Source organism: Pantoea cypripedii (genome assembly GCF_002095535.1).
Classification (GTDB): Bacteria; Pseudomonadota; Gammaproteobacteria; order Enterobacterales; family Enterobacteriaceae; genus Pantoea; species Pantoea cypripedii.
In genome coordinates, this window is record NZ_MLJI01000001.1 from 2,013,406 (window position 1) to 2,034,073 (window position 20,668).

General features: G+C 55.0%; 17 protein-coding genes and 1 pseudogene. 14 read left to right on the forward strand and 4 right to left on the reverse strand.

Annotated elements, in window-relative coordinates; translation table 11 throughout:
• Positions 1-4: 4 nt before the first annotated feature.
• Entirely contained in the window at positions 5-1,015 is a 1,011-nt protein-coding gene (locus tag HA50_RS09395) for an ABC transporter substrate-binding protein (protein ID WP_084874591.1), read from the reverse strand.
• 263 nt (positions 1,016-1,278) lie between these two features.
• On the opposite strand from HA50_RS09395, the gene HA50_RS09400 reads away from it, so the two are divergent.
• From HA50_RS09400 to HA50_RS09435, 8 genes are all read left to right on the forward strand, one after another.
• Positions 1,279-1,956: a GntR family transcriptional regulator gene (locus tag HA50_RS09400; protein ID WP_084874594.1), complete on the forward strand. Its 678-nt coding sequence runs from the start codon at positions 1,279-1,281 to the stop codon at positions 1,954-1,956.
• Between the two features lie 63 nt (positions 1,957-2,019).
• Positions 2,020-2,802 (forward strand): SDR family oxidoreductase, encoded by a 783-nt coding sequence (locus tag HA50_RS09405; RefSeq protein WP_021183342.1) that lies wholly within the window; start codon positions 2,020-2,022, stop codon positions 2,800-2,802.
• Between the two features lie 13 nt (positions 2,803-2,815).
• The gene (locus HA50_RS09410) at positions 2,816-3,949 is read left to right on the forward strand and encodes a pyridoxal phosphate-dependent aminotransferase (RefSeq protein WP_084874596.1); all 1,134 of its coding nucleotides are present in this window, start codon (positions 2,816-2,818) and stop codon (positions 3,947-3,949) included.
• 10 nt (positions 3,950-3,959) lie between these two features.
• On the forward strand, positions 3,960-4,838 hold the full coding sequence (locus tag HA50_RS09415; protein ID WP_084874598.1) for an alpha/beta fold hydrolase: 879 nt from the start codon (positions 3,960-3,962) through the stop codon (positions 4,836-4,838).
• Between the two features lie 18 nt (positions 4,839-4,856).
• Entirely contained in the window at positions 4,857-6,083 is a 1,227-nt protein-coding gene (locus HA50_RS09420) for a hydantoinase/carbamoylase family amidase (RefSeq protein ID WP_244193569.1), read from the forward strand.
• A 151-nt stretch (positions 6,084-6,234) separates the two neighbouring features.
• Positions 6,235-7,641 (forward strand): MFS transporter, encoded by a 1,407-nt coding sequence (locus HA50_RS09425; protein ID WP_084874602.1) that lies wholly within the window; start codon positions 6,235-6,237, stop codon positions 7,639-7,641.
• 118 nt (positions 7,642-7,759) lie between these two features.
• On the forward strand, positions 7,760-8,392 hold the full coding sequence (locus HA50_RS09430; RefSeq protein WP_084874604.1) for a DapH/DapD/GlmU-related protein: 633 nt from the start codon (positions 7,760-7,762) through the stop codon (positions 8,390-8,392).
• An 81-nt stretch (positions 8,393-8,473) separates the two neighbouring features.
• A complete protein-coding gene (locus tag HA50_RS09435; protein ID WP_084874607.1) occupies positions 8,474-9,769 on the forward strand; it encodes a Fic family protein in 1,296 nt (431 codons plus the stop codon).
• Positions 9,770-9,782: 13 nt separating this feature from the next.
• Here HA50_RS09435 and HA50_RS09440 read toward each other — a convergent pair.
• Positions 9,783-10,750: pseudogene (locus HA50_RS09440) on the reverse strand (GT-D fold domain-containing glycosyltransferase).
• A 306-nt stretch (positions 10,751-11,056) separates the two neighbouring features.
• On the reverse strand, positions 11,057-11,686 hold the full coding sequence (locus HA50_RS09445) for a LysE family translocator (protein ID WP_084874609.1): 630 nt from the start codon (positions 11,684-11,686) through the stop codon (positions 11,057-11,059).
• 130 nt (positions 11,687-11,816) lie between these two features.
• On the opposite strand from HA50_RS09445, the gene HA50_RS09450 reads away from it, so the two are divergent.
• The 5 genes from HA50_RS09450 (at position 11,817) to HA50_RS09470 (ending at position 19,205) form a co-directional block, all read left to right on the forward strand.
• Entirely contained in the window at positions 11,817-12,461 is a 645-nt protein-coding gene (locus HA50_RS09450; protein ID WP_084874611.1) for a glutamate racemase, read from the forward strand.
• 338 nt (positions 12,462-12,799) lie between these two features.
• Complete coding sequence (locus HA50_RS09455) at positions 12,800-13,960, forward strand: efflux RND transporter periplasmic adaptor subunit (RefSeq protein ID WP_084874613.1); 1,161 nt, start codon at positions 12,800-12,802, stop codon at positions 13,958-13,960.
• A 2-nt stretch (positions 13,961-13,962) separates the two neighbouring features.
• Positions 13,963-17,124 carry an efflux RND transporter permease subunit gene (locus HA50_RS09460; RefSeq protein WP_084874615.1) on the forward strand — a complete coding sequence of 1,054 codons (3,162 nt, stop codon included), beginning with the start codon at positions 13,963-13,965 and terminating at the stop codon, positions 17,122-17,124.
• Between the two features lies 1 nt (position 17,125).
• On the forward strand, positions 17,126-18,553 hold the full coding sequence (locus HA50_RS09465) for an efflux transporter outer membrane subunit (protein ID WP_084874618.1): 1,428 nt from the start codon (positions 17,126-17,128) through the stop codon (positions 18,551-18,553).
• A 70-nt stretch (positions 18,554-18,623) separates the two neighbouring features.
• Positions 18,624-19,205: a TetR/AcrR family transcriptional regulator gene (locus HA50_RS09470; protein WP_084874620.1), complete on the forward strand. Its 582-nt coding sequence runs from the start codon at positions 18,624-18,626 to the stop codon at positions 19,203-19,205.
• Between the two features lies 1 nt (position 19,206).
• Here HA50_RS09470 and HA50_RS09475 read toward each other — a convergent pair whose 3' ends face one another.
• A complete protein-coding gene (locus tag HA50_RS09475; protein ID WP_084874623.1) occupies positions 19,207-19,782 on the reverse strand; it encodes a TetR/AcrR family transcriptional regulator in 576 nt (191 codons plus the stop codon).
• A 166-nt stretch (positions 19,783-19,948) separates the two neighbouring features.
• Between HA50_RS09475 and HA50_RS09480 the strand changes: the two genes are divergently transcribed.
• Positions 19,949-20,653 carry a pirin family protein gene (locus tag HA50_RS09480; RefSeq protein ID WP_084874625.1) on the forward strand — a complete coding sequence of 235 codons (705 nt, stop codon included), beginning with the start codon at positions 19,949-19,951 and terminating at the stop codon, positions 20,651-20,653.
• Positions 20,654-20,668: the final 15 nt, after the last annotated feature.

The window sequence follows — 20,668 nt, forward strand, 5'->3', positions numbered from 1 at the left end:
GGCTTTAGTTGAGGGTTTTGTCTGCTGCCGGGACTTTCTGCCAGAAACTCAGATCAAAGGTTTGATTCACGTCCACCGGCTGTTTCAGCGCGCCGTATTGCACCAGCAGCTTCATCATCTTCTCTGCCTTCGGCATATCGACGTAGCCCAGCCCCGGTGAACCCTGCGGATACATCAGCGTGGCGATGGTATCGAGCATCGCCACCTGGTGTTTACGGTCGAGGCTCGGGTTGGTTTTCATCAGGATATCGATGGTTTCAGCGCGGTGGGTAAGGGCGTATTTCCAGCCTTCCAGCGTGGCATCCACAAACGCCTGAACTTTTGCCGGATCTTTTTCCACCATGGCTTTCGAGGTGATCAGCGCATCCTGCTGCGTGGTGACGCCGACATCGTCCGGCGAGATCAGCTTCAGATTGGTCACGCCTTTCTCTTTCAGCGTGTTGTATTCGTTGTACAGGGTGACGGTCGCGACATCGACCTGCTTATCAATAAACGGGTTAAGCGACACCGATTGCGGCAGCAGGGTGATATCGTCTTTCTTCAGGCCCGCAGCACCCAGCGAGGCCAGCAGGGGATACTGCACCCCGGTAAACCACACTGACACCTTCTTACCTTTAAAATCTTTGAAACTGTTGATACCGGAATCGGCATAGGTGACAAAGGCAAACGGGGTGCGCTGCTGCGACATGGCCAGCGCCACAATCGGCAGGCCTTTTTCCCGTGCTGCCAGCACGCTCTCCATGCCGCCCGCCAGGCCGAAGGTATCGGCACCGGAAGCGACTAAAGTCTCAACGTTGATGTTCGGGCCACCGGGATTGATAGTGACATCCAGCCCATGTTGTTGATAAAAGCCTTTTTCTTTTGCGACATAAAAACCGGCGAACTGCGCCTGGGCCAGCCATTTCAGGCGGACTGAAACTTTCTCCGTGGCAGCCTGCGCGGCACTGGCGAGCAATGCGGTGCAGAGTAATCCAGTCAGACAACGGCGGACGAACGGTGAGGTGAATCCTGGCATTGGTTTATCCTCTGGTTTCGGGTGTCAAATAGCCTGGTAATGTCTTACGTACTCAATTTATGTATACATCTCATCGCTTCTGAAATAACGGTGATGCATTACCGGACTTGCAGGATATGTGCCAGCTTCGATAAAGGGCATTGACCCGCGCCAGAAATCAGCGACAATACGCATTAGGTAGTGATGCAATGGATGTATACCTAAAGTAATTTAAGGTATGCAAAAAGGATCATATCAGTGCAACCTGACGAGCAAAAAGCACCATGAGTGAGCAAAAAAGTCTCTCCCGCCTGGCGGGAACATCGCTGGCGGATGGCCTGAAGCAGAGCCTGGAAAAAGAGATCGCCAGCGGTGTGCTGGAACCCGGTAAACGTCTGGACGAAAAGGAAATTGCCGCACGCTTTGATGTCTCACGCACCCCGGTACGTGAGGCTTTTCGCCTGCTGGCAGCGGATGGGCTGGTGGATCTGAATGGCCGCCAGGGCGTGATGGTCCGGGCGCTTGGCATGAATACGTTGCTGGAAATGTTTCAGGTGATGGCCGAGCTGGAGGGACTCTGCGCCCGGCTGGCAGCGCGGCGGATCGCGCCGGATCAGTTGCACCAGCTACGCCAGATCCATCAACAGATGGCAGATCAGGGCACCTCGATCTCACCCGCCGCGTTCTATGACATGAACCTCAGCTTTCATGAGGCAATCTATGCCTTTGCCCGTAATGAGTTTTTAGCCGAGGAGACGCGGGCGCTGCGTAATCGTGTGGGCGTGTATCGCCGTCGAGTCACCTTTCATCCGGGTCGGGTCAATAAAACGCTGGAGGAGCACGGCGCGATTGTCGAAGCCATCGCCCGTAACGATGCTGATGCCGCACACGATGCGATGCGTAAGCATCTGACTTTACTGGGTGACGATCTGGTGGATTTTATCGCGGGTTTCGCCGGATAAATAAATTTGCTTTCCTGGTATGCAAATTGCTTTGTTTTGTATACCTAACACGGAGAGCACAACATGAAACTGAATCTGAATGGCAAAAGCGCGCTGATCACGGGCGCATCAAAAGGGATTGGTGAAGCGACAGCACGGGTGCTGGCTGCGGAAGGTTGCACCTTACATCTGGCGGCGCGCAATGGCGCGGCGATGCGCGATTTGCAGCAGGCGTTAATCGCGGAATATGGCGTCAGCGTCTCGGTTTATGAAAAAGATCTCAGCTCCACGGCGGCGATGGAGTCGCTGGCGGCGGAAGTAGGGGCCATCGATATTCTGGTCAACAACGCCGGGGATATTCCTGCGGGATCACTGGATATCGTCGATGATCAGGCCTGGCGCGCCGGTTTCGATCTGAAAGTCTTCGGCTATATCTCGCTGTGCCGTCTTTATTATCCGCAAATGAAAGCCGCCAAAAGTGGCGTGATCATCAATGTCATCGGCAATTCCGGCGAGAACTGGGACGCCAGCTACATTGCTGGCAGCACCGGCAACGCGGCGCTGATGTCGTTCACCAAAGCGCTGGGGGGCCGCAGTCTCGATGACGGTATCCGCGTTATCGGCATCAACCCTGGCCCGGTAGCGACCGATCGCATGCTGAAAATCATGAAGCGCAAAGCGATTGATATGCTGGGTGACGAAGCGCGCTGGGAGGAGCTGTTCGCGCTCTATCCGGGCAAGCGTCCGGCGACGTCAGAAGAAGTGGCGGACCTGGTGGCGTTTATGTCTTCCGATCGCGCCGGTTATATCAGCGGCACCAATATCACTATCGACGGCGGCATTGCTGCGCGTGGATCGGTCATCTAACCGGGAGCGCAGCATGTCAGATATCTATACCCGTAACGCCTGGTTTGATCAGCTATTTGCCACCGAAGGGCTGATCTGGATGGGGCAAAATACCAACCATTTACCTGCACACCCGGCGGTGCTGGCGGCGCTACAAGCGTCGGTGGCTGCCGCCGAGTTTAACGCCTATGCGCCGCCGCTCGGTTTTGAATCGCTGCGCCGTGCCATCGTTAATGACATTGGCGTCGCTGGTGTCGAAGCGATGGTAACCGATGGCGGCGTGAATGCGCTGGCGACGTTGTGCCGGGCACGCTGCCGTCCCGGCACCACCTTCGTCACCACCGATCCCAGCTGGAAATGGCCATGCCAGTTTGCGCAGCAGATGGGATCGCAGGTGATTCAAATCCCTATCTGGAATGAGGTTTGTCATTATCGCCTGACCCCGGAAGCACTGGCGGCGGCGGTGGATGACAACACCGCCCTGATTTACCTCGTCGATCCGAATAACCCGCTGGGTATTCACTACAGCCGTGAAGAGTTGCAGGCGTTTATCGCCATTGCCCGTCGCCACAATGCGTTGCTGATTCATGACTGCACCTATCGCGATTTCGCCCCGGACCATGTTGCTGCGCTGGGACTGGATAGCGAGCAGGTGGTGATGTCGGTGAGCTTTTCGAAATGGCTGGGACTGGCAGGGTTGCGCGTCGGCGCGTTGATCGCCGCCCCGCAATTGCTGGCAGAACTGGCGCCGTACAACGGTGGCGTGCTGGGGGCCAGCGTACCGGCACAGCGTGCGGCCGAAGCCGGGCTTCAGGTGAAAGAGGAATGGATGGCCCGCTTACTGGCGGCCGATCACCACAATAAGGCGTTGATTGCTGAAGCGGTCCGGGCAGTACCCGGTTTGTCTTTGCCGGTATATCCCTCTGGCGGAAACTTCCTGGTGATCGATGTCACTGGCGCAGACATTCGCCCGGAAGCGCTGGTGGAGTGCTATCTGCAACAGGGCATTCAGATCCGTCATGGCGGTTATCACACCGCAACCTTCGGCGATCGTTTTATCAAAGTCAGCACCACGGTTCCCGCTGCCTGGGCAGAGAAGTTTGCTGCACTGCTGCCGGAAATGGTGGCGCAGGCCGCGCAACAGCAGGAATTCCGTCAACCCTTCTGAGGATCGAACCATGTTTATCACCACCAATGATGATGTGCAGCTGTGGGTCGAAAGCACCGGTACTGGCCTGCCGATTCTTTTTATCCACGAATTTGGCGGCAACTACGATAGCTGGCAGCCGCAAATTCATGCCTTCAGCCGTCGTTATCAGTGCATCACTTATGCGGCACGTGGCTATCCGCCCTCTTCGGTGCCGACGCAGTTAGAAGCCTACTCACAACAACGTGCGGTGGAAGATGCGCTGGCGGTGCTGGATGGTCTGGGTATTGAGCAGGCACACATTGTCGGTTTATCGATGGGCGGGTTTGCTGCATTGCATTTTGGCCTGAATGCGCCTGAGCGTGCGCTGTCGCTGACCATAGCCGGGGCGGGTTACGGCTGCGAGCCGGAAACCGAAGCCTATTTTCGTCAGGTCTCGCTCCAGGTGGGGGAAAACTTTGCCAGCCAGGGCGCTAAAAAGTTTGCGCCGACCTATGCGCTGGGTGCCAGCCGTGTGCAGTTCCAGAATAAAGATCCGCTGGGCTGGCAGCGTTTTGCCGATCGGCTGGCAGAGCATGACTCGCTCGGGGCATCACTCACCATGCGCGGGGTGCAGGCGCGTCGTCCGGCCTTTTATCAGCTGGAGCCACAGATTCAGGCGTTGCAGTTGCCCGTGCTGATTATGGTGGGGGACGAGGACGATCACTGCCTGCAACCGGGCCTGTACCTGAAAAAGCATCTGCCCGCTGCCGGGCTGGCGATCCTGCCGAAAACCGGCCACACCCTCAACCTGGAAGAACCGCAGCTGTTTAATCAACTGCTGGCGGAGTTTTATGCCCAGGTGGAGAGCGGCAACTGGGGCGAGCGCGATCCGCGCGCCAATCCGGCGCAGATTATGCGTACCGACTGATACCAGCGAGCAGGAGATATGATGAAAATTGCGGGTGAACGCCTGTGGCAGCGGTTGATGCAAATGGCACAAATCGGTGCCATTCCCGGTGAGGGTGTTAATCGCCAGGCATTGAGTCGGGAAGAGGAGGAGAGCTGGCAGCTGATGCAGCACTGGGCGCAGGAAAGCCAGCTGGAAACCTGCGGCGATGCGGCAGGAAATTTGTTTGTGATTTTACCGGGGCTTGACCGCCAGGCAGCGCCTTTGCTGCTGGGCAGCCATCTCGATAGCCAGCCCACGGGTGGACGCTTTGATGGCGTTTACGGCGTGCTGGCCGCGCTGGAAGTGTTGACGGTGCTGCGCGAGAGCGGCCTGCAACCTGGCTGCGATGTGGTCGCCGTCTCCTGGATGAATGAGGAAGGATCGCGCTTTGCACCCGGTATGATGGGTTCCTCCTGGTTCGCCGGGGCGCGTGATCTGGCGGCGATTCACGCCGTCGCCGACGCCGGTGGGGTGACGGTGGGTGAGGCGCTGGCAGCCATCCGACAAAGGATGCCGTTGCCGGTTTGGCGCGGCAGCTGGCCTCCGGCGGCTTATCTCGAAGCGCATATCGAGCAGGCAACCGTGCTGGAAAAAAGCGGAGCGACCATCGGGGTGGTGAGCGGGATTCAGGGGAAAGTCACCTGGCAGGTGACGCTGCACGGCGAACGCGGCCATGCGGGCACCGTCCCGATGAAAGAACGGCGCGATGTGCTGCGCAGTTTTACCCGCATTGCTCAGCAACTTTATCAGGTCACTGGCGACGCCGATCCTCAGGTGATGTTTACCATCGGGCGGGTGGAGATGCAGCCCAATGCGCCTTCGGTGATCCCGGATGAACTGACGTTTCGTATCGACCTGCGTCATCCACAGGAACCGAGGCTGACAGCGTTGGCAGCGCAAATCGAACAGATCATCAATGCGCTGGCGGCACCCTGCCAGGTGGAAATCTCCCGGCTGAGCGAAGCTGCACCAAATGCCTTTGATCCCCGCCTGCAGCAGATGATCGCCGGGTCTGCCCGCGAGCGGGGTTATCCGGCTATTTCGCTGCTTTCAGCGGCCGGTCATGATGCGCGCTATCTGGCAGCCATTTGTCCTGCGGCGATGATCTTTATTCCCTGCCGGGCGGGGATCAGTCATGCTCCCGAGGAGTGGTCTGAGCCAGAACAGGTGTGTGCCGGGGCACAAGTGTTACTGGATGTGGCGGTGAAGTGGTTGGGGGGATAACACCGGCCACTTACCGCACGGACCGGTAGCGGCGCGATTTATCGCGCAGTTTTTGTGGCTGCATCTTGAAAAGAGCGCGATAAATCGCGCCGCTACGGCTATCCTGTGGATTCTTCACGCAATTTGTTACCTGAAACAGGATGCCACAGGAATGTCTCACCCCTCGTCGCAAACCCCCTCAGCAGCAGGCAGTCCGCTCTGGCTGGCGCTGCTGGTAGCGCTGACCTTTTTTATGGAAAACCTCGATGCCACGGTGATTGTCACCGCGATACCGCAAATGGCGCATGAGTTTGCCGTTGGCCCGGTGGCGCTCAACGTCGGCATCAGCGCCTATTTGTTAGCGGTGGCAATATTTATCCCGATCAGTGGCTGGCTGGCGGGACGCATTGGGGCGCGCAACCTGTTTGCCGCCGCCATTCTGTTGTTTACCCTGGCATCGGTGTTGTGCGGCGTCAGCGACAATCTGCCATTTTTCACCTTTAGCCGGGTGTTGCAGGGGATTGGCGGAGCCTTGATGGTGCCGGTGGGGCGAATGGTGGTGCTGGGCGTCACGGCGAAAAAACATATGGTGAAAACCATCGCGGTGATTACCTGGCCTGGCTTGATTGCACCGGTGCTGGGGCCGCCGCTGGGTGGTTTTATCGTCACTTATGGTCATTGGTCGTGGATCTTCTGGCTGAATATCCCGTTAGGCATACTGGCGCTGCTGGCCACCTTCAGACTGGTACCGAAAACCCATAACACCTCAGCGCGGCCGTTTGATGGCCTCGGCTTTGTTTACACCGCCTTAGCCTGTGTCGCGCTGGTCACCGGGCTGGAATTGCTGGGACACAGCGAGTTGACCAGCGGATTGTTGCTGATGGCGGTGGGCATCGTCAGTGCGGTACTGACCTACCGCCACAGTCTGCACCATCCGGCACCGTTGTTGCCTTTCGGCACGCTGTCGATCCCAACCTTCCGCAGTACGGCGATTGCCGGATCGTATTTCCGTGCCTCCATCAATGCGATTCCTTTCCTGCTGCCGCTGTTGTTTCAGCTCAGTTTTGGCTGGAGCGCGGTGCAGGCGGGATCGATGGTGTTGTGGGTGTTTGCCGGTAATCTGGCAATGAAACCTGCCACCACCTGGCTGATGAATCGTTTTGGATTCCGCCGCATCCTGCTGTGGAATGGCTTGATTAGTCTGCTGGCGATTCTCAGTTGCGTGCTGCTCAGCCCCTCACTCAGCTATTTCGCCATCGCCACTATTCTGTTTATTGGTGGTCTGACGCGCTCGCTGCAGTTCAGTTGCTATAACAGCCTCGGATTCGCCGATGTACCGCAGGAAAAGATGGCGGATGCGTCGGTCATTTTCAGTATCTTCTTCCAGTTCAGCATGAGTGCCGGGATCGCGATTGCTGCGCTGCTGATGCGTATCTCGATGGGATGGCGCGAGAGTACCGTGCCAGGCCAGGCGGATGTGAACGTGGCATTTATCGGTGTGTCATTGCTGGTGGCTTGTTCGCTGATCAATGTCTATCGGCTGGAAAAGAATGCCGGGCAGCAACTGCTGAAGCAGTGAATGAATACGCTATGTGACTTGCCATCTGGCTGTCATCCAGGCCGGTTAAATTGATGTCTCGTCGCTGCCCTGTGGCAGCCAGGTTATCCAGACATCTGACCACTACGGAGTTTTCGCTATGGCACTCGCTGCTGTGCAACCGGCCAAATTACAACATACCGTTATCGATCCCAGCGTGCGTATGCGTGAGACCAGCATTGGTCAGCAGTGTGAGATCCTCGCACACAGTTACCTTGAATACTGCGAGCTGGGGGATTTCTCTTACGTAGGTGAGCATTGTTGTATTGCTGATGCGCACATTGGTCGCTTTACGGCTATCGCTAATCAGGTACGCATTGGCGCACCGAATCATCCGATGGATCGGGCTTCCCAGCATCGTTTTACCTATTGCCCGGAATATTATGATAACCAGGCACAACGTGATGCCTCCTTCTTTGCCGATCGCCGTGCTGATCGGGTGATCATTGGTCACGATGTGTGGATTGGTCATGGGGTGATTGTGCTGCCCGGCGTCACGGTGGGTGATGGGGCGGTGCTGGCGGCGGGGGCTGTGGTGAGCAAAGATGTGCCACCTTACACTATCGTCGGCGGCGTACCGGCCAGGCCAATTCGTGTGCGTTTTACGCCAGCCATCGCTGCGCAGCTTCAGGCGATCGCCTGGTGGCACTGGCCGCTGGAGAAGATCATGGCACATCTGGCGGATTTTCAGTCCGGCGACATTGACGCATTTTGTCAGCGCCACGGTCAGTAAATCCGTCGGACTTGTTTGTGGTTTGCCCCACCCGGTTATCTCAAGTAAACTCAAAATGACCCATTTTTGAGATTGCTTGCGATGAAGATACGCCGTCCACCCACTACGTTGGTTGAAACCATGAGCGCCGCAGAGATGACGGCGCTACTTGAGGTGCACGCCGAGTGGGACGAACGCTACCTGCATTATGATGAACTTTATCGCAGGCTGAGTAATCGTACAGCACGTGATGCGGTCTGGACCGCCTTAAAATTTAAACGGCGGAGTACCGCACAGGTATTTTCGCTGGCGGCTCAGCCCGTCATGTTCAATCTGACGCATAAAATCAATACCGCGATTTCAACCGTCGATCGGCTTACCTTTGCGCGCAATGGGGCGCCTTCGGACGAGGATGCCGCATCTTACCTGATGTCACAACTGGTGATGGAGGAAGCGATTTCCTCCAGTCAGCTGGAGGGGGCGGCAACCACCTCGCGCGTGGCGATGGAATTGCTGGCTATCGGACGCGCCCCGCGCAACGAAGACGAAAGCATGATCATGGGTAACTGGCGTCTGATGCAACATATCGTCGCGTTGGGCGATGCACCGCTGACGCGCAGCGATATCCTGGCTATTCATCGTATTGCCTGTGCGGATATTAATGACGGGAAATATCATCCGGGTGAAGTGCGGCGTAACAATGATATTTTTGTTGCCGGACGGGATGGCGAAATCATTCATCAGCCGCCTGATTTTCAGCAGCTGGATGCCATGCTGGATGCGTTGTGTGAGGAAGTACAGCAACTGGAAGCAAAGGGCACGCATCCACTGCTGGTCGCCTGTGTGCTGCATTTTGCCATTGGCTACATCCATCCCTTTAGCGACGGGAATGGCCGCACCGCACGCGGGTTGTTTTATCATCATCTGATTCGTCGGGGTTATAGCGCTTTCCGCTATATTTCGATCAGTAAATTACTCAAAGCGGCGGCGGTGAAATACGGCATCTCTTACCTGTATAGCGAAACTGATGACATGGATCTGACTTATTTCATTCAGTTTCAATGTGATGTGGTAGTACGTGCCGTGAATGCTTTTACCCAACAGTTGGCGACCCTGCACCAGGAGCGTGAACGGCTGACGCAGTGGGTCGAGACGCATTTAACCCTGAGCAAAGGCGAGCTGGATATCATGGCGATGGCGCTGAATGCGCCTGGCTCGTTACTCAGTGCCTCGGGCGTAAAAGCCCGGCTGGGGATTGCGGATAATACCGCACGCAGCCGCCTCACCGCGCTGGCAGAACAGGGGATTCTGCGCCCGCTGAAAGAGGGGAAAGGGACGGTATATCAGGCGCCGGTGTCATTGCGCAAACTTAAGGAATGGCTGGCGAAGTCAGGCTGACGTTGCCAGCCATTCACATTATCTTCTGACGCAGCGGTTGGGCTGTTGGCACCGCTTCCGGTTTCAATCCCACATGCAACAGAATTTGACTGCGATAATTTTCATCATTGTCGCGAACCTCATCGCTGAGTAACACGCCAGCTTCATTAACATTTTTTCCGGCCACTTTCACTTTGTCGCGTGCCGCGCTGCGCATCCACTCATACTCAATATCGATATGGCCGCTGTCGATGCAGCGAATGCCTTGTTGACTGAGATCATAGGCCAGCACTGTCGCGGTAGGACCAAGTGAAATCAGTACCAGGTCGAAATCACGCCCGTGTGCCAGCACGGCGCTGTAAAGATCGTTGTAGAGTGAAAAAGCATTACGATTCAGCGTGGTGATACGTTTAATTTCTGCCGCCCCCGCCAGCAGATCATTACCCATACCTAAACGCGTGCCACTGCCTTCCACAATTAAAATTTTTTATTTTCAAACAGCTGTTTAAATTTGGTAAACATCACGGCGGATAACGCCTTGTCTTTATAATCATGGTACGGTCTGGTGACTGAGGTATTACCATACAGATATTTTCTACTTAATAATGGCTCATAACGCAGAAAGCAAAATGATTTATGGAAAAACCAGAACAGGGCCGAACCGAACCGCATATTCCCGGTGCCACGAAATGCATCGGGCATACAGATCAGACAACTGGGGTTGTTATTAACGCCTCGCCGCATGATCTCTTTTAAACGAATGGAAAGGCGTTCATCAAATGCCTGAAAACCAATGTTTTTGAATAACGTCATTTCCAGCTCACCATCGCCATAGCGGCTGATGGAGAGGTGATCGTTTTTCAGCAGCAGGTCAATGGTTTGCTCGGGTGAGAGTACCTTATATTGTTTAACACGCGCATTGGCCCGCGGGTATTTGAAAGCGGCATGGGTAAGTTTAAACGGAAAGCGTAATTTGCGATAAAGTGAATTAGCGCTGATCATCATTAACCTTCTGTTATAGGCGGGCTTGCCGCAGGGCAGTCGCGTGACTTATATCACGGCATGTTGTTTATTGGCGTCTGAGGAAACTCTCAAATTAACTTCCTTGCAGAATTACTTATCATTGAGAAATAAAAACCCTGCGGAAGAAAAATAAAAAACCTATAAAATCGTGAGGTTCTATTATTTTACCCAGGATAATCCTTATCGCCCTATTTACCACTGGTTAAATAAATTCATTTGATGAATGAGGGTAATTGCTGCGCGTGGGCACCGTTCTCCGGGCGTCCCGCTCGGGTTATCGCGTCGTTAAGATAATCCCAGCAATTTCAGCAGCAGCTGCACGAAGTTTTGCAGGGCAAAAATCACCAGCACCGCACCCCCCACCACATTAATGAAGTAACCGATTTTCTGGATGTTGATGAGTTTGGCCGAAGTCAGCAGGGCGCAACATACCACCACCAGCCACAGACTCATAATCAGGATATGTACCGTGGCTAACAGCAGAAAGTGACTCAACGCCGCCTGTTTACCGGCAAACTGCGACACCACGGTGAGATAAAGCATCACCGCTTTAGGGTTCAGCACATTGGCCAGCCAGGCATCAATGATGGTGGTTTGTCGGGGACGACGGGAAACATAAGGCGACGCCACATTGCGCCCCCGTTTAATCAGCTGTAACCCGAGCCAGAAGAGATAGATGGCTCCGGCGAAACTGAGCAGGGTAAAAATAGCCGGGGAGCGTATTAGCAGGGCGCTGATCCCGGAGCCAATCAACAGCGCATGGGTATAGATACCCAATGTGGTCCCGATAATAATCGCTGCCAGGCCACGGTAACCCGACGTCAGGGTATTGTTAATCGCCAGCGTGAAGCTGGCTCCCGGTGACAAGGCGATTGGCAGGATGGCGATAATAAACGCAACGAGATTCGAATCCATAATGGCAAGCGACGGGCGATAAGCTGCTGATGGCAATGTGAAATAATTCTGATGAAAATTCGTGACTAATGCAATGTGGCTAAGCAGGATAGTGATAAGTATCCGCTAATAATCACAGAAAGGATTTGCTATGACCCTCGCCTGTTTACATACCGCTGCCAGCAATATCGCTATTTTTGATCAGGCCGCCGCCAGCCTCGGCATGCCACCCACGGCCTTAAACCATCTGGTGATGCCACATCTGCTGGCCGAAGCCGAGTTGAGTGGCGGCATGACGGGCGAGCAGCAGGCGCATCTGACCGCGTTGCTGCATAGCCTGACACCGTGGTTTGATGCGATTCTGATTACCTGTTCTACCCTGGGGCCGGTAGCGGATAGTTTCCACAACGATGCCAACGGCTGCGTTGTCTGGCGCACTGACGGCATGCTGGCCGATGAAGTTCACCGCCGGGAGGGGAAGTCCGTAGTGTTATGTGCGGCGGAATCGACGCTGGCAGCAACCACCGCCTTGTTTTGCCCGCCTGCATGGAGCGGGCAACAGCCTGAAGTGCGCCTGATTCCCGATGCCTGGGCCACGTTTAAAGCCGGTGATCAACTGGGGTATCGGCGGCTGATTAAGCAAGCGGTGGAGAAAGCCCGTGAGCAGGGCGCGGTGAATGTGGCACTGGCGCAAGTGTCGATGGCGATTGCGGCGCAGGATTTCAGCGAAGAACAACGCCCGTTAACCAGCCCGCAGCTGGCATTGCGTTGCGCGATAAATCGCTCGTTTTCGTAGCTACCTACCGTCTTGAGCGTCAATCCCTGGTGCGAATAAATTCGCACCCTACGCCTGTAGGGGCAGCATTAATGCCAACCAGGTCAATAACCGCACGGAGCCGTAGCGGCGCGATTTATCGCGCAATTCTGTGCACCGTGCCGGTAAACCCCGCGCAATAAATTGCGCCGCAACAATCCGGTGCGATATTTCACTGCGGAGTTCAATTATCGCCCCGCAATCCCGCAAAGGTGCCGATCATGCGGCATGTTCGATCTTTTCACTTTACTTACATACACCATCAACGGTTGTTTGTTAGACTCCCGCGCTGAGAATGAACGTTCACTATAGGGTTAACCATGATGGTTTTTCAGCGATATGTCATTGCGGGTCTGGCGTTTCTCATTGTCGCCTGCGACCAGAGTGCAGAGAACAAACCCGGGGCAATGGTCACGGAAGTTGGCGTAAAAACGCTGCAAACAGAACCGGTGACACTGACCAGTCAATTGACAGGGCGGGTCACCGGCACCATGACGTCAGATGTACGTCCGCAGGTGGGAGGGATTATCCAGAAACGCCTGTTTACCGAAGGGGATGAGGTTAAAGCCGGTCAGGTGCTTTACCAGATTGACCCGGCCAGTTATCAGGCCAGTTATGACGAAGCGGTCGGGCAACTCAAAAATGCCATCGCGGTGGTGAAAAGCAGCAAACTGAAAGCCGAACGTTATGCGGCGCTGGTGAAAGAGAACGGTGTTTCCCGTCAGGATGCCGATGATGCGGAAGCCACTTACCAGCAGAATATTGCTTCGGTTGCGCAGTACAAAGCGGCGGTAGAAAGTGCGCGTATCAACCTGAATTATACCCAGATCAAAGCGCCGATCAGCGGCCGTATTGGCATTTCATCGGTGACACCCGGTGCGCTGGTGACGTCCGAGCAGACCACGGCACTGGCGACGATTCGCGCCCTCGATCCGATTTATGTCGATCTGACCCAGTCCAGCGTGCAATTGCTGAAGCTGAAACGCCAGCAGGCGTCACTGAACCAGAACAGCGATGAGGTGCCGGTGACGGTGCAGCTGGAAGACGGCTCTACTTATGATCGCACCGGTAAGCTGGAACTGACTGAAGTCTCGGTGGATGAATCGACCGGTACCGTCACGCTGCGCGCCATCTTCCCCAACCCGGATCACCAACTGCTGCCTGGCATGTATGTCCGAGCCAGTGTCACCAATGGTGTGAAAAACGATGCGATCCTGGCGCCGCAGCAGGGGATTACCCGTGATGCGAAAGGCAATGCCACCGCGCTGGTGGTGGATAAAGACAACAAAGTGGCAAGCCGTGAAGTGGTGACCGATCGGGTGATTGGCAACAAATGGCTGATCGACAGTGGCCTGCAAAGCGGCGACAAGCTGATTGTCGAAGGGACTGGCAAAGTGCAGCCAGGCCAGACCGTGAAAGCGGTAGAAACGGGCACCACCACCACGACTGACACCAGCGCGAATACCGCCGGAGGAAACTGATTATGTTGGCTCAGTTCTTTATCCGCCGACCGGTGTTTGCCTGGGTGATTGCCATCTGCATCATGATGTTCGGTATCCTCAGCATCAAAAACCTGCCGATTGCGCAATACCCTGATGTGGCACCGCCGCAAATCAGTATTCAGGCAACCTATACCGGTGCGTCAGCGGAAACGCTGGAAAGCAGCGTGACCCAGGTGATTGAGCAGCAACTGACCGGTCTTGATGGTTTGTTGTACTTCTCGTCTACCAGTACCGCGTCAACCGGCCAGGTCAAAATCACCGTCACCTTCGAACAGGGCACTGACCCTGATATTGCCCAGGTCCAGGTGCAAAACAAGGTGCAGCAGGCGGAAAGCCGTTTGCCGGACGCGGTGACCCAGCAGGGTGTGACCGTCGAGAAGGCACAGAGTGACTTCCTGCTGATCATGGCGCTGTACGACAAAAACAACAAAAGCACCTCTGCGGACGTGGCTGACTACCTGGTCAGTAACATGCAAGACACCTTGGCTCGTCTGCCGGGCGTCGGTAGCGTGCAGGTGTTTGGTGCGGAATACGCGATGCGTATCTGGCTGGACCCGGCGAAACTGGCTTCCTATTCATTGATGCCTTCTGACGTGGAAACCGCGCTGGAAGCGCAGAACACCCAGGTCTCATCCGGTCAGTTGGGGGCACAACCCGCCAGTAAAGAGCAGCAACTGGTCGCCACTGTGCGTTCCCGTTCGCGTCTGCAAACGCCAGAGCAGTTCCGCAATATCGTACTGAAAAGCCAGACAGATGGTTCAGTGGTACGGTTGAGCGATGTGGCGCGAGTGGAAATGGGGGATGATGACTACAGCGCCAACGTGCTGGCCAATGGTCATCCGGCCTCGGGTATCGCGATTCAGCTGGCGTCCGGTGCCAACGCACTGTCCACCGCCGAGGTCGTTAAATCCACGGTCGATGAGTTCCGTAGCAGCCTGCCAACCGGTTATGACATCGCCTATCCGCTCGACAGCACCGACTTCGTTAAAATCTCGATTGAAGAGGTGGTCAAAACTCTCGTTGAGGCGATTGTGCTGGTGGTGATCGTGATGTTTGTGTTCCTGCAAAACATCCGTACCACGTTAATCCCGGCGATTGCCGTTCCGGTGGTGTTGCTCGGCACCTTTGGCGTGCTGGCGGTGTTCAACTACTCGATCAACACCCTGACGATGTTCGGGATGGTGCTTGCCATCGGGCTATTGGTGGATGACGCCATCGTGGTGGTAGAAAACGTTGAGCGCGTGATGCGTGAAGAACATCTGCCGCCACGGGAAGCGACCGAAAAATCGATGAAGGAGATCACCGGTGCGCTGATCGGTATTGCGCTGGTGTTGTCGGCGGTGTTCCTGCCCATGACTTTCTTCAGCGGTTCAACCGGCGTTATCTATCGCCAGTTCTCCATCACCATTGTGTCTTCGATGGTGCTGTCGGTGATCGTCGCCCTGACGCTGACCCCGGCGTTGTGCGCCACCATGCTGAAACCGCACGATCATGAAAGCGGGCAGAAAGGCTTTTTCGGCTGGTTTAACCGCAGCTACGAGAAAATCCAGGCGCGTTATCACGATAAAGTCGGGCATGTGATTCACAGCTCGGTGCGTTACCTGCTGCTGTACGCGGTGCTGCTGATTGGTTGTGCCTTTATGTATCTGCGTCTGCCGACCGGCTTCCTGCCGACTGAAGACCAGGGTTATATCATGGTGCAATACACGCTGGCTCCGGGTGCCACGGAAAACCGTACCAGCGAAGTCCGTCGTCAGATCCAGCAATACTTCGCCACCAAAGAGAAAGATAACGTCAACGTCAGCATGCTGGTGAACGGCTTCAGCTTTGCCGGTAGCGGGCAGAACGCCGGTGTGGGCTTTATCTCGTTGAAAAACTGGAGCGAACGTAAGGGCGCGGCCAATACCGCTGATGCCATTGCCGGACGCGCCATGATGAACCTGTCCGCTATCCGTGATGCGCAGGTGTTTGTCCTGTCGCCGCCGTCCATCTCAGGTTTGGGTCAGTCGAATGGCTTTACCTTCGAATTACAGGGACGCGGCGCCACCGATCGTGACCAGTTGCTGAAGCTACGCAACCAGTTGATTGCCGATGCCAATCAGGACCCGGTGCTCAGCAGCGTTCGTGCCAATACCTTGCCAGATCTGCCGCAGTTGCAGGTGGATATCGATGACGAGAAAGCCCAGTCGCTTGGCCTGACCATCAGCAATATCAACAGCACGCTAAGTGCGGCGATTGGCGGCACGTACGTCAATGACTTCACCGATCGCGGCAGGGTGAAAAAGGTCTACATGCAGGGTGATGAAGAGTTCCGCAGTAAACCAGAGGATATCGATAAATGGTTTGTGACGGGTACCGATAGCGACGGTGACACCACGATGGTGCCGTTCTCGTCATTCTCTACCTCGCACTGGACTTATGGCCCGGATGTGCTGTCTCGCTACAACGGTCTGTCGTCCTATGAGATTCAGGGGGCGTCGGCAAGCGGCAAAAGTTCCGGTGATGCCATGACGGCGATGGAGAAGCTGGCGAGTAAATTGCCACAAGGCACCACCTTTGCGTGGAGCGGTTTGTCCTACCAGGAGCGACTGGCCGGTAACCAGGCGGTATCGCTGTATGCCATCTCGCTGATGGTGGTGTTCCTGTGTCTGGCGGCGCTGTATGAAAGCTGGTCGGTGCCGTTCTCGGTAATGATGGTGGTGCCACTGGGTGTGTTTGGCTCCCTGCTGGCGATTACGCTGCGCGGTCTGGAAAACGATGTTTATTTCCAGGTGGCACTGCTGACCATCATCGGTCTGTCGACCAAGAACGCCATCCTGATCGTGGAATTCGCTGAGGATAACTACCGCCGAGGGGAAAACCTGGTGAAAGCGGCGATGCACGCGGCATCGATGCGCTTGCGTCCGATCATTATGACCTCGCTGGCGTTTACTGCCGGGGTATTGCCGCTGGCAATATCGACCGGTGCGGGTGCTAACAGCCGTATCGCCATCGGTACCGGCATTATCGGCGGTACCATTTCCGCCACGTTGTTAGCCATCTTCTTAGTTCCGCTGTTCTTTGTGCTGGTCCGTCGCGTATTCCCTGGGATGCCGCATAGCCATGCGAGCCACACTGCAATTGCTGAGAAAACGGGGGAATAACATGTCAGCAAAACTTTTAGTGATCTTTTTACCCTGTTTCCTGGCGGGCTGTGTCTCACTGGACCCGGACTATAAACGACCAGAAGCCCCGGTGAGCAAAACCATGCCTTCCGGCGAGGCCTATCGTTCATTGCAGGGCGCTCAGGCGGCTAATTATCGTGATATCGGCTGGCAGGAATATATTCTCGATCCGCAACTGCGTCAGGTGGTGGCGATGGCGCTGGATAGCAGTCGCGATCTGCGTGAAGCAGTCGCCAGTGTCAAAGCCGCCCATGCGCAGTACGGTGAGGAACGGTCGGAGTTATTCCCAACCATCAATGCGGGTGTCAGTGGCACCCGTTCACGAGCCCTGACGGGCGAAGGCAACCAGACTGCGATCAGCAACAGTTATGAAGCCGAGGGCAGCGTCAGTTCATTCGAGCTGGATTTGTTTGGCAAGAACCAGAGCCTGACGCGCGAGCAATATGAAACTTATCTCGGCACGCTGGAGGGGGCACGCAGTACGCGCCTGACGGTGTTGTACAACACCGCAGATTACTGGTTACAGCTGGCGGCCGATCGCAGCAATCTGGCGATCGCCAAAGATACGGCGGAAAGCGCCCGTCAGTCGATGGAAGTGACGCGCAAGCAGATGGAACATGGCACCGCCTCAATGGTGGATCTCTCCTCTGCTGAAACCACTTATCACTCGGCGATGGCGGATGTGGCCAGTTACACCACGGATGTGGCGCAGGATAAAAACGCGCTGGATTTGGTGGTGGGACGCAGCGTGCCGGATAACCTGTTGCCACAGGGTATTGATGCGCTGGGGCAGGCATTCCGCGAGGTGCCAGCCGGTGTTTCGTCGGATGCGCTGTTGAATCGTCCGGATGTACTGGAAGCGGAACATAACCTGAAGTCAGCCAATGCCAGTATTGGCGCGGCGCGCGCCAACTTCTTCCCCACCATCTCGCTGACCACCAGCGGTGGCGTGGGCAGTTCTGACCTTTCTTCACTGTTTAAAAACGGTGCCGGGATTTGGTCGTTTGCGCCGAGCATCTCGCTGCCGATTTTCACCGGTGGTTACAATATTTCGCAGCTGAAATACACCAAAGCGGAGAAGGAATACTACGTCGCGGCGTATGAGAAAGCGGTGCAAACGGCGTTCCAGGAAGTGGCGGATGCGCTGGCACGGCGTGGCACCATCAACGACGAGTTAACCAGCCAGCGTAATAACGTGACGGCCTCGCAGACCTACTACCATCTGGCAGATCTGCGTTATCGCAACGGCATTGATACCTACCTGGATGCACTGACCGCGCAGCGCACGCTGTATAGCGCGCGCACCAGCCTGGTGACCACCCAACAGGCCTATTACCTGAATCTCATCACTTTCTACAAAGTGATGGGTGGCGGGACCGCATTGAAAGAGTCGGAACTCAAGCTGTAAAATCCCGTGGGCCGATTAAATATCGGCCCACGACGACGAATTCGTACATTTTTTTTGATGAGGTTTCAAATTGACCAGGAAAGACTTTGAAGATTTTACGCTCCAGCGCAAACAGCTGATTATTAGTGCGGCGAAAGTCTGTTTCAGTCGTTCTGGTTTTCATGGTGCCAGCATGGCAGAGATGAGTGCTGAAAGTGGGCTGGGTGCGGCACAGATATATCGTTACTTCAGCAGCAAAGAATTATTGGTGATTGAAACGGTAAAGGTCATCGCGACAGAATGGCGCACCTTTCTGGAAAATAAACTCAGTCAGCAACCGCAGATGGCAGATATTATTGCCAGAGATTCGGTATTCTGGCAGGGATGGTCAATTAAGGACCAGTGTTTATTGCTGGAAGTCTATTCTGAGGCTTCACGTAATGCCAGTGTGCGTGACATTCTCGCTGAGCAAGAGCAACAATTAATTGCCATGCTGGATAATGTATTTCAGCAGCGGGAACCCCAGGCGACGGCGGAGCAACGTTTTAATCAGATCCATTTTTTGTTACTGCTGATTGATGGTGTGGCCTGTCGTACTTTTGTTGACGATGGTTTAGATCAACAGGAACTGGCGCGTCTGAGCACGATTCTCAGCGAGCATTTATTGCCTTAATTTATTGTTTAACCACGGTATTGTTCACGTCGTTGATAATGCCGTCAAAAAATGGCACAAAGGACGGTGCAATGTCGCGTTGTTTCATACTGCGGCGGATAATAATGCCGTCAATAATCAGTGACAGCACATATAAGCGGGTATGGATAACATTGCTGTCTTTCTCAGGATGCAGTGCCTGTTCTTTAGCAATAAAATTATCTTTCAGATTTTGCCAGGCATTGGTCATGATTTGCATAATGCGCGGGTTACGCATCGATTCAGACGATATTTCCATTAATAACACAATATCATTTTCCACTTCACGCGGTACCAGCCCGGCGGAAAACAACGGCAGGCGTGCCTGACCCCCTGATTTGGCAATTTTTTCCAGATCATCATTTAAGCGATCTTTTAAACGTTGCGTGATGTTTAACACCAGCGCTTCGATAATCGACTCTTTATTGGTGAAATATTTATAAATCAAACCCACGCTGATATTTGCCTCACGGGCAATATTCTGGATTGAAGTCTGGTGAAAGCCTTTAAGCCGCATGCATTGTTCTGCTGCGGCAAGAATTTGCTCTGTCCGATTCATTTTGTATGGCCTGCGGAAAGTAAGCGCTTATTTTACGTAATTTCCGCAACGATGGCGAATGATCAATTGTCAAAAAATTTGATTTAACCGAGCAAATCCCCCTACTGGTGTGCAATTTTCCAGTCACTATCATGGTTGCCATAAACTGATTTTGTGGAGGCTGAAAATGAACGTGTTACGTGCACAGCGCGACCAGCTGTTTGAATATGGTCCTTTTACCATTCGCCGCCAGCGTCCTGGCGAGGCGTTTGGCCCGCTGGCGATTGTGGATCAGATGACGCTGAAAACCGGCGCGCGCGTACCGATGCACAGCCATCAGAATGATGAGATCTTCACTTACGTCTGGCGCGGTTCCTCCCAGCATCAGCATGAAGATGGCGAACGCACGCCGCTTAACGCCAAACGCGTGATGGTGGTGAATGCTGGTGACGGTTTGCGTCATGAGGAATCGGCACCGCTGATCGAAACCGAAATGTTGCAGGCGTATATCCGGCCCGCCAGCGCGGGTGGCGAAGGGCGGGTGCAGCAATTCACGCGTGGCGAGGGCGCAGCGATAAATGCCTGGACGCTGTTGGCCGGACCTGAAGGCAGTGATGCACCGCTGACGTTACGTCAGGCGGTGTATGCCTGGGATCTGAAACTGGAAAGAGACCAGCAAATTCAGGTGCCGCAGCGTGAGGGCTTTGCCGTCTGGATCACCCTGCTGGAGGGTGTGGTGCGTATCGGTGAGCAGCGGTTGCATAAAGGTGATGCGGTCAGCGATGCGGCATCACTGCCGGATATTCGCGGAGAACGTGATGCCACGCTGATCTGTTTCCTGGTGAAAGCCGATGCGCCCGCGGTGCTGAGTGGTACGGTCAGCGGGCAATAATCATCGCGCGCTGAG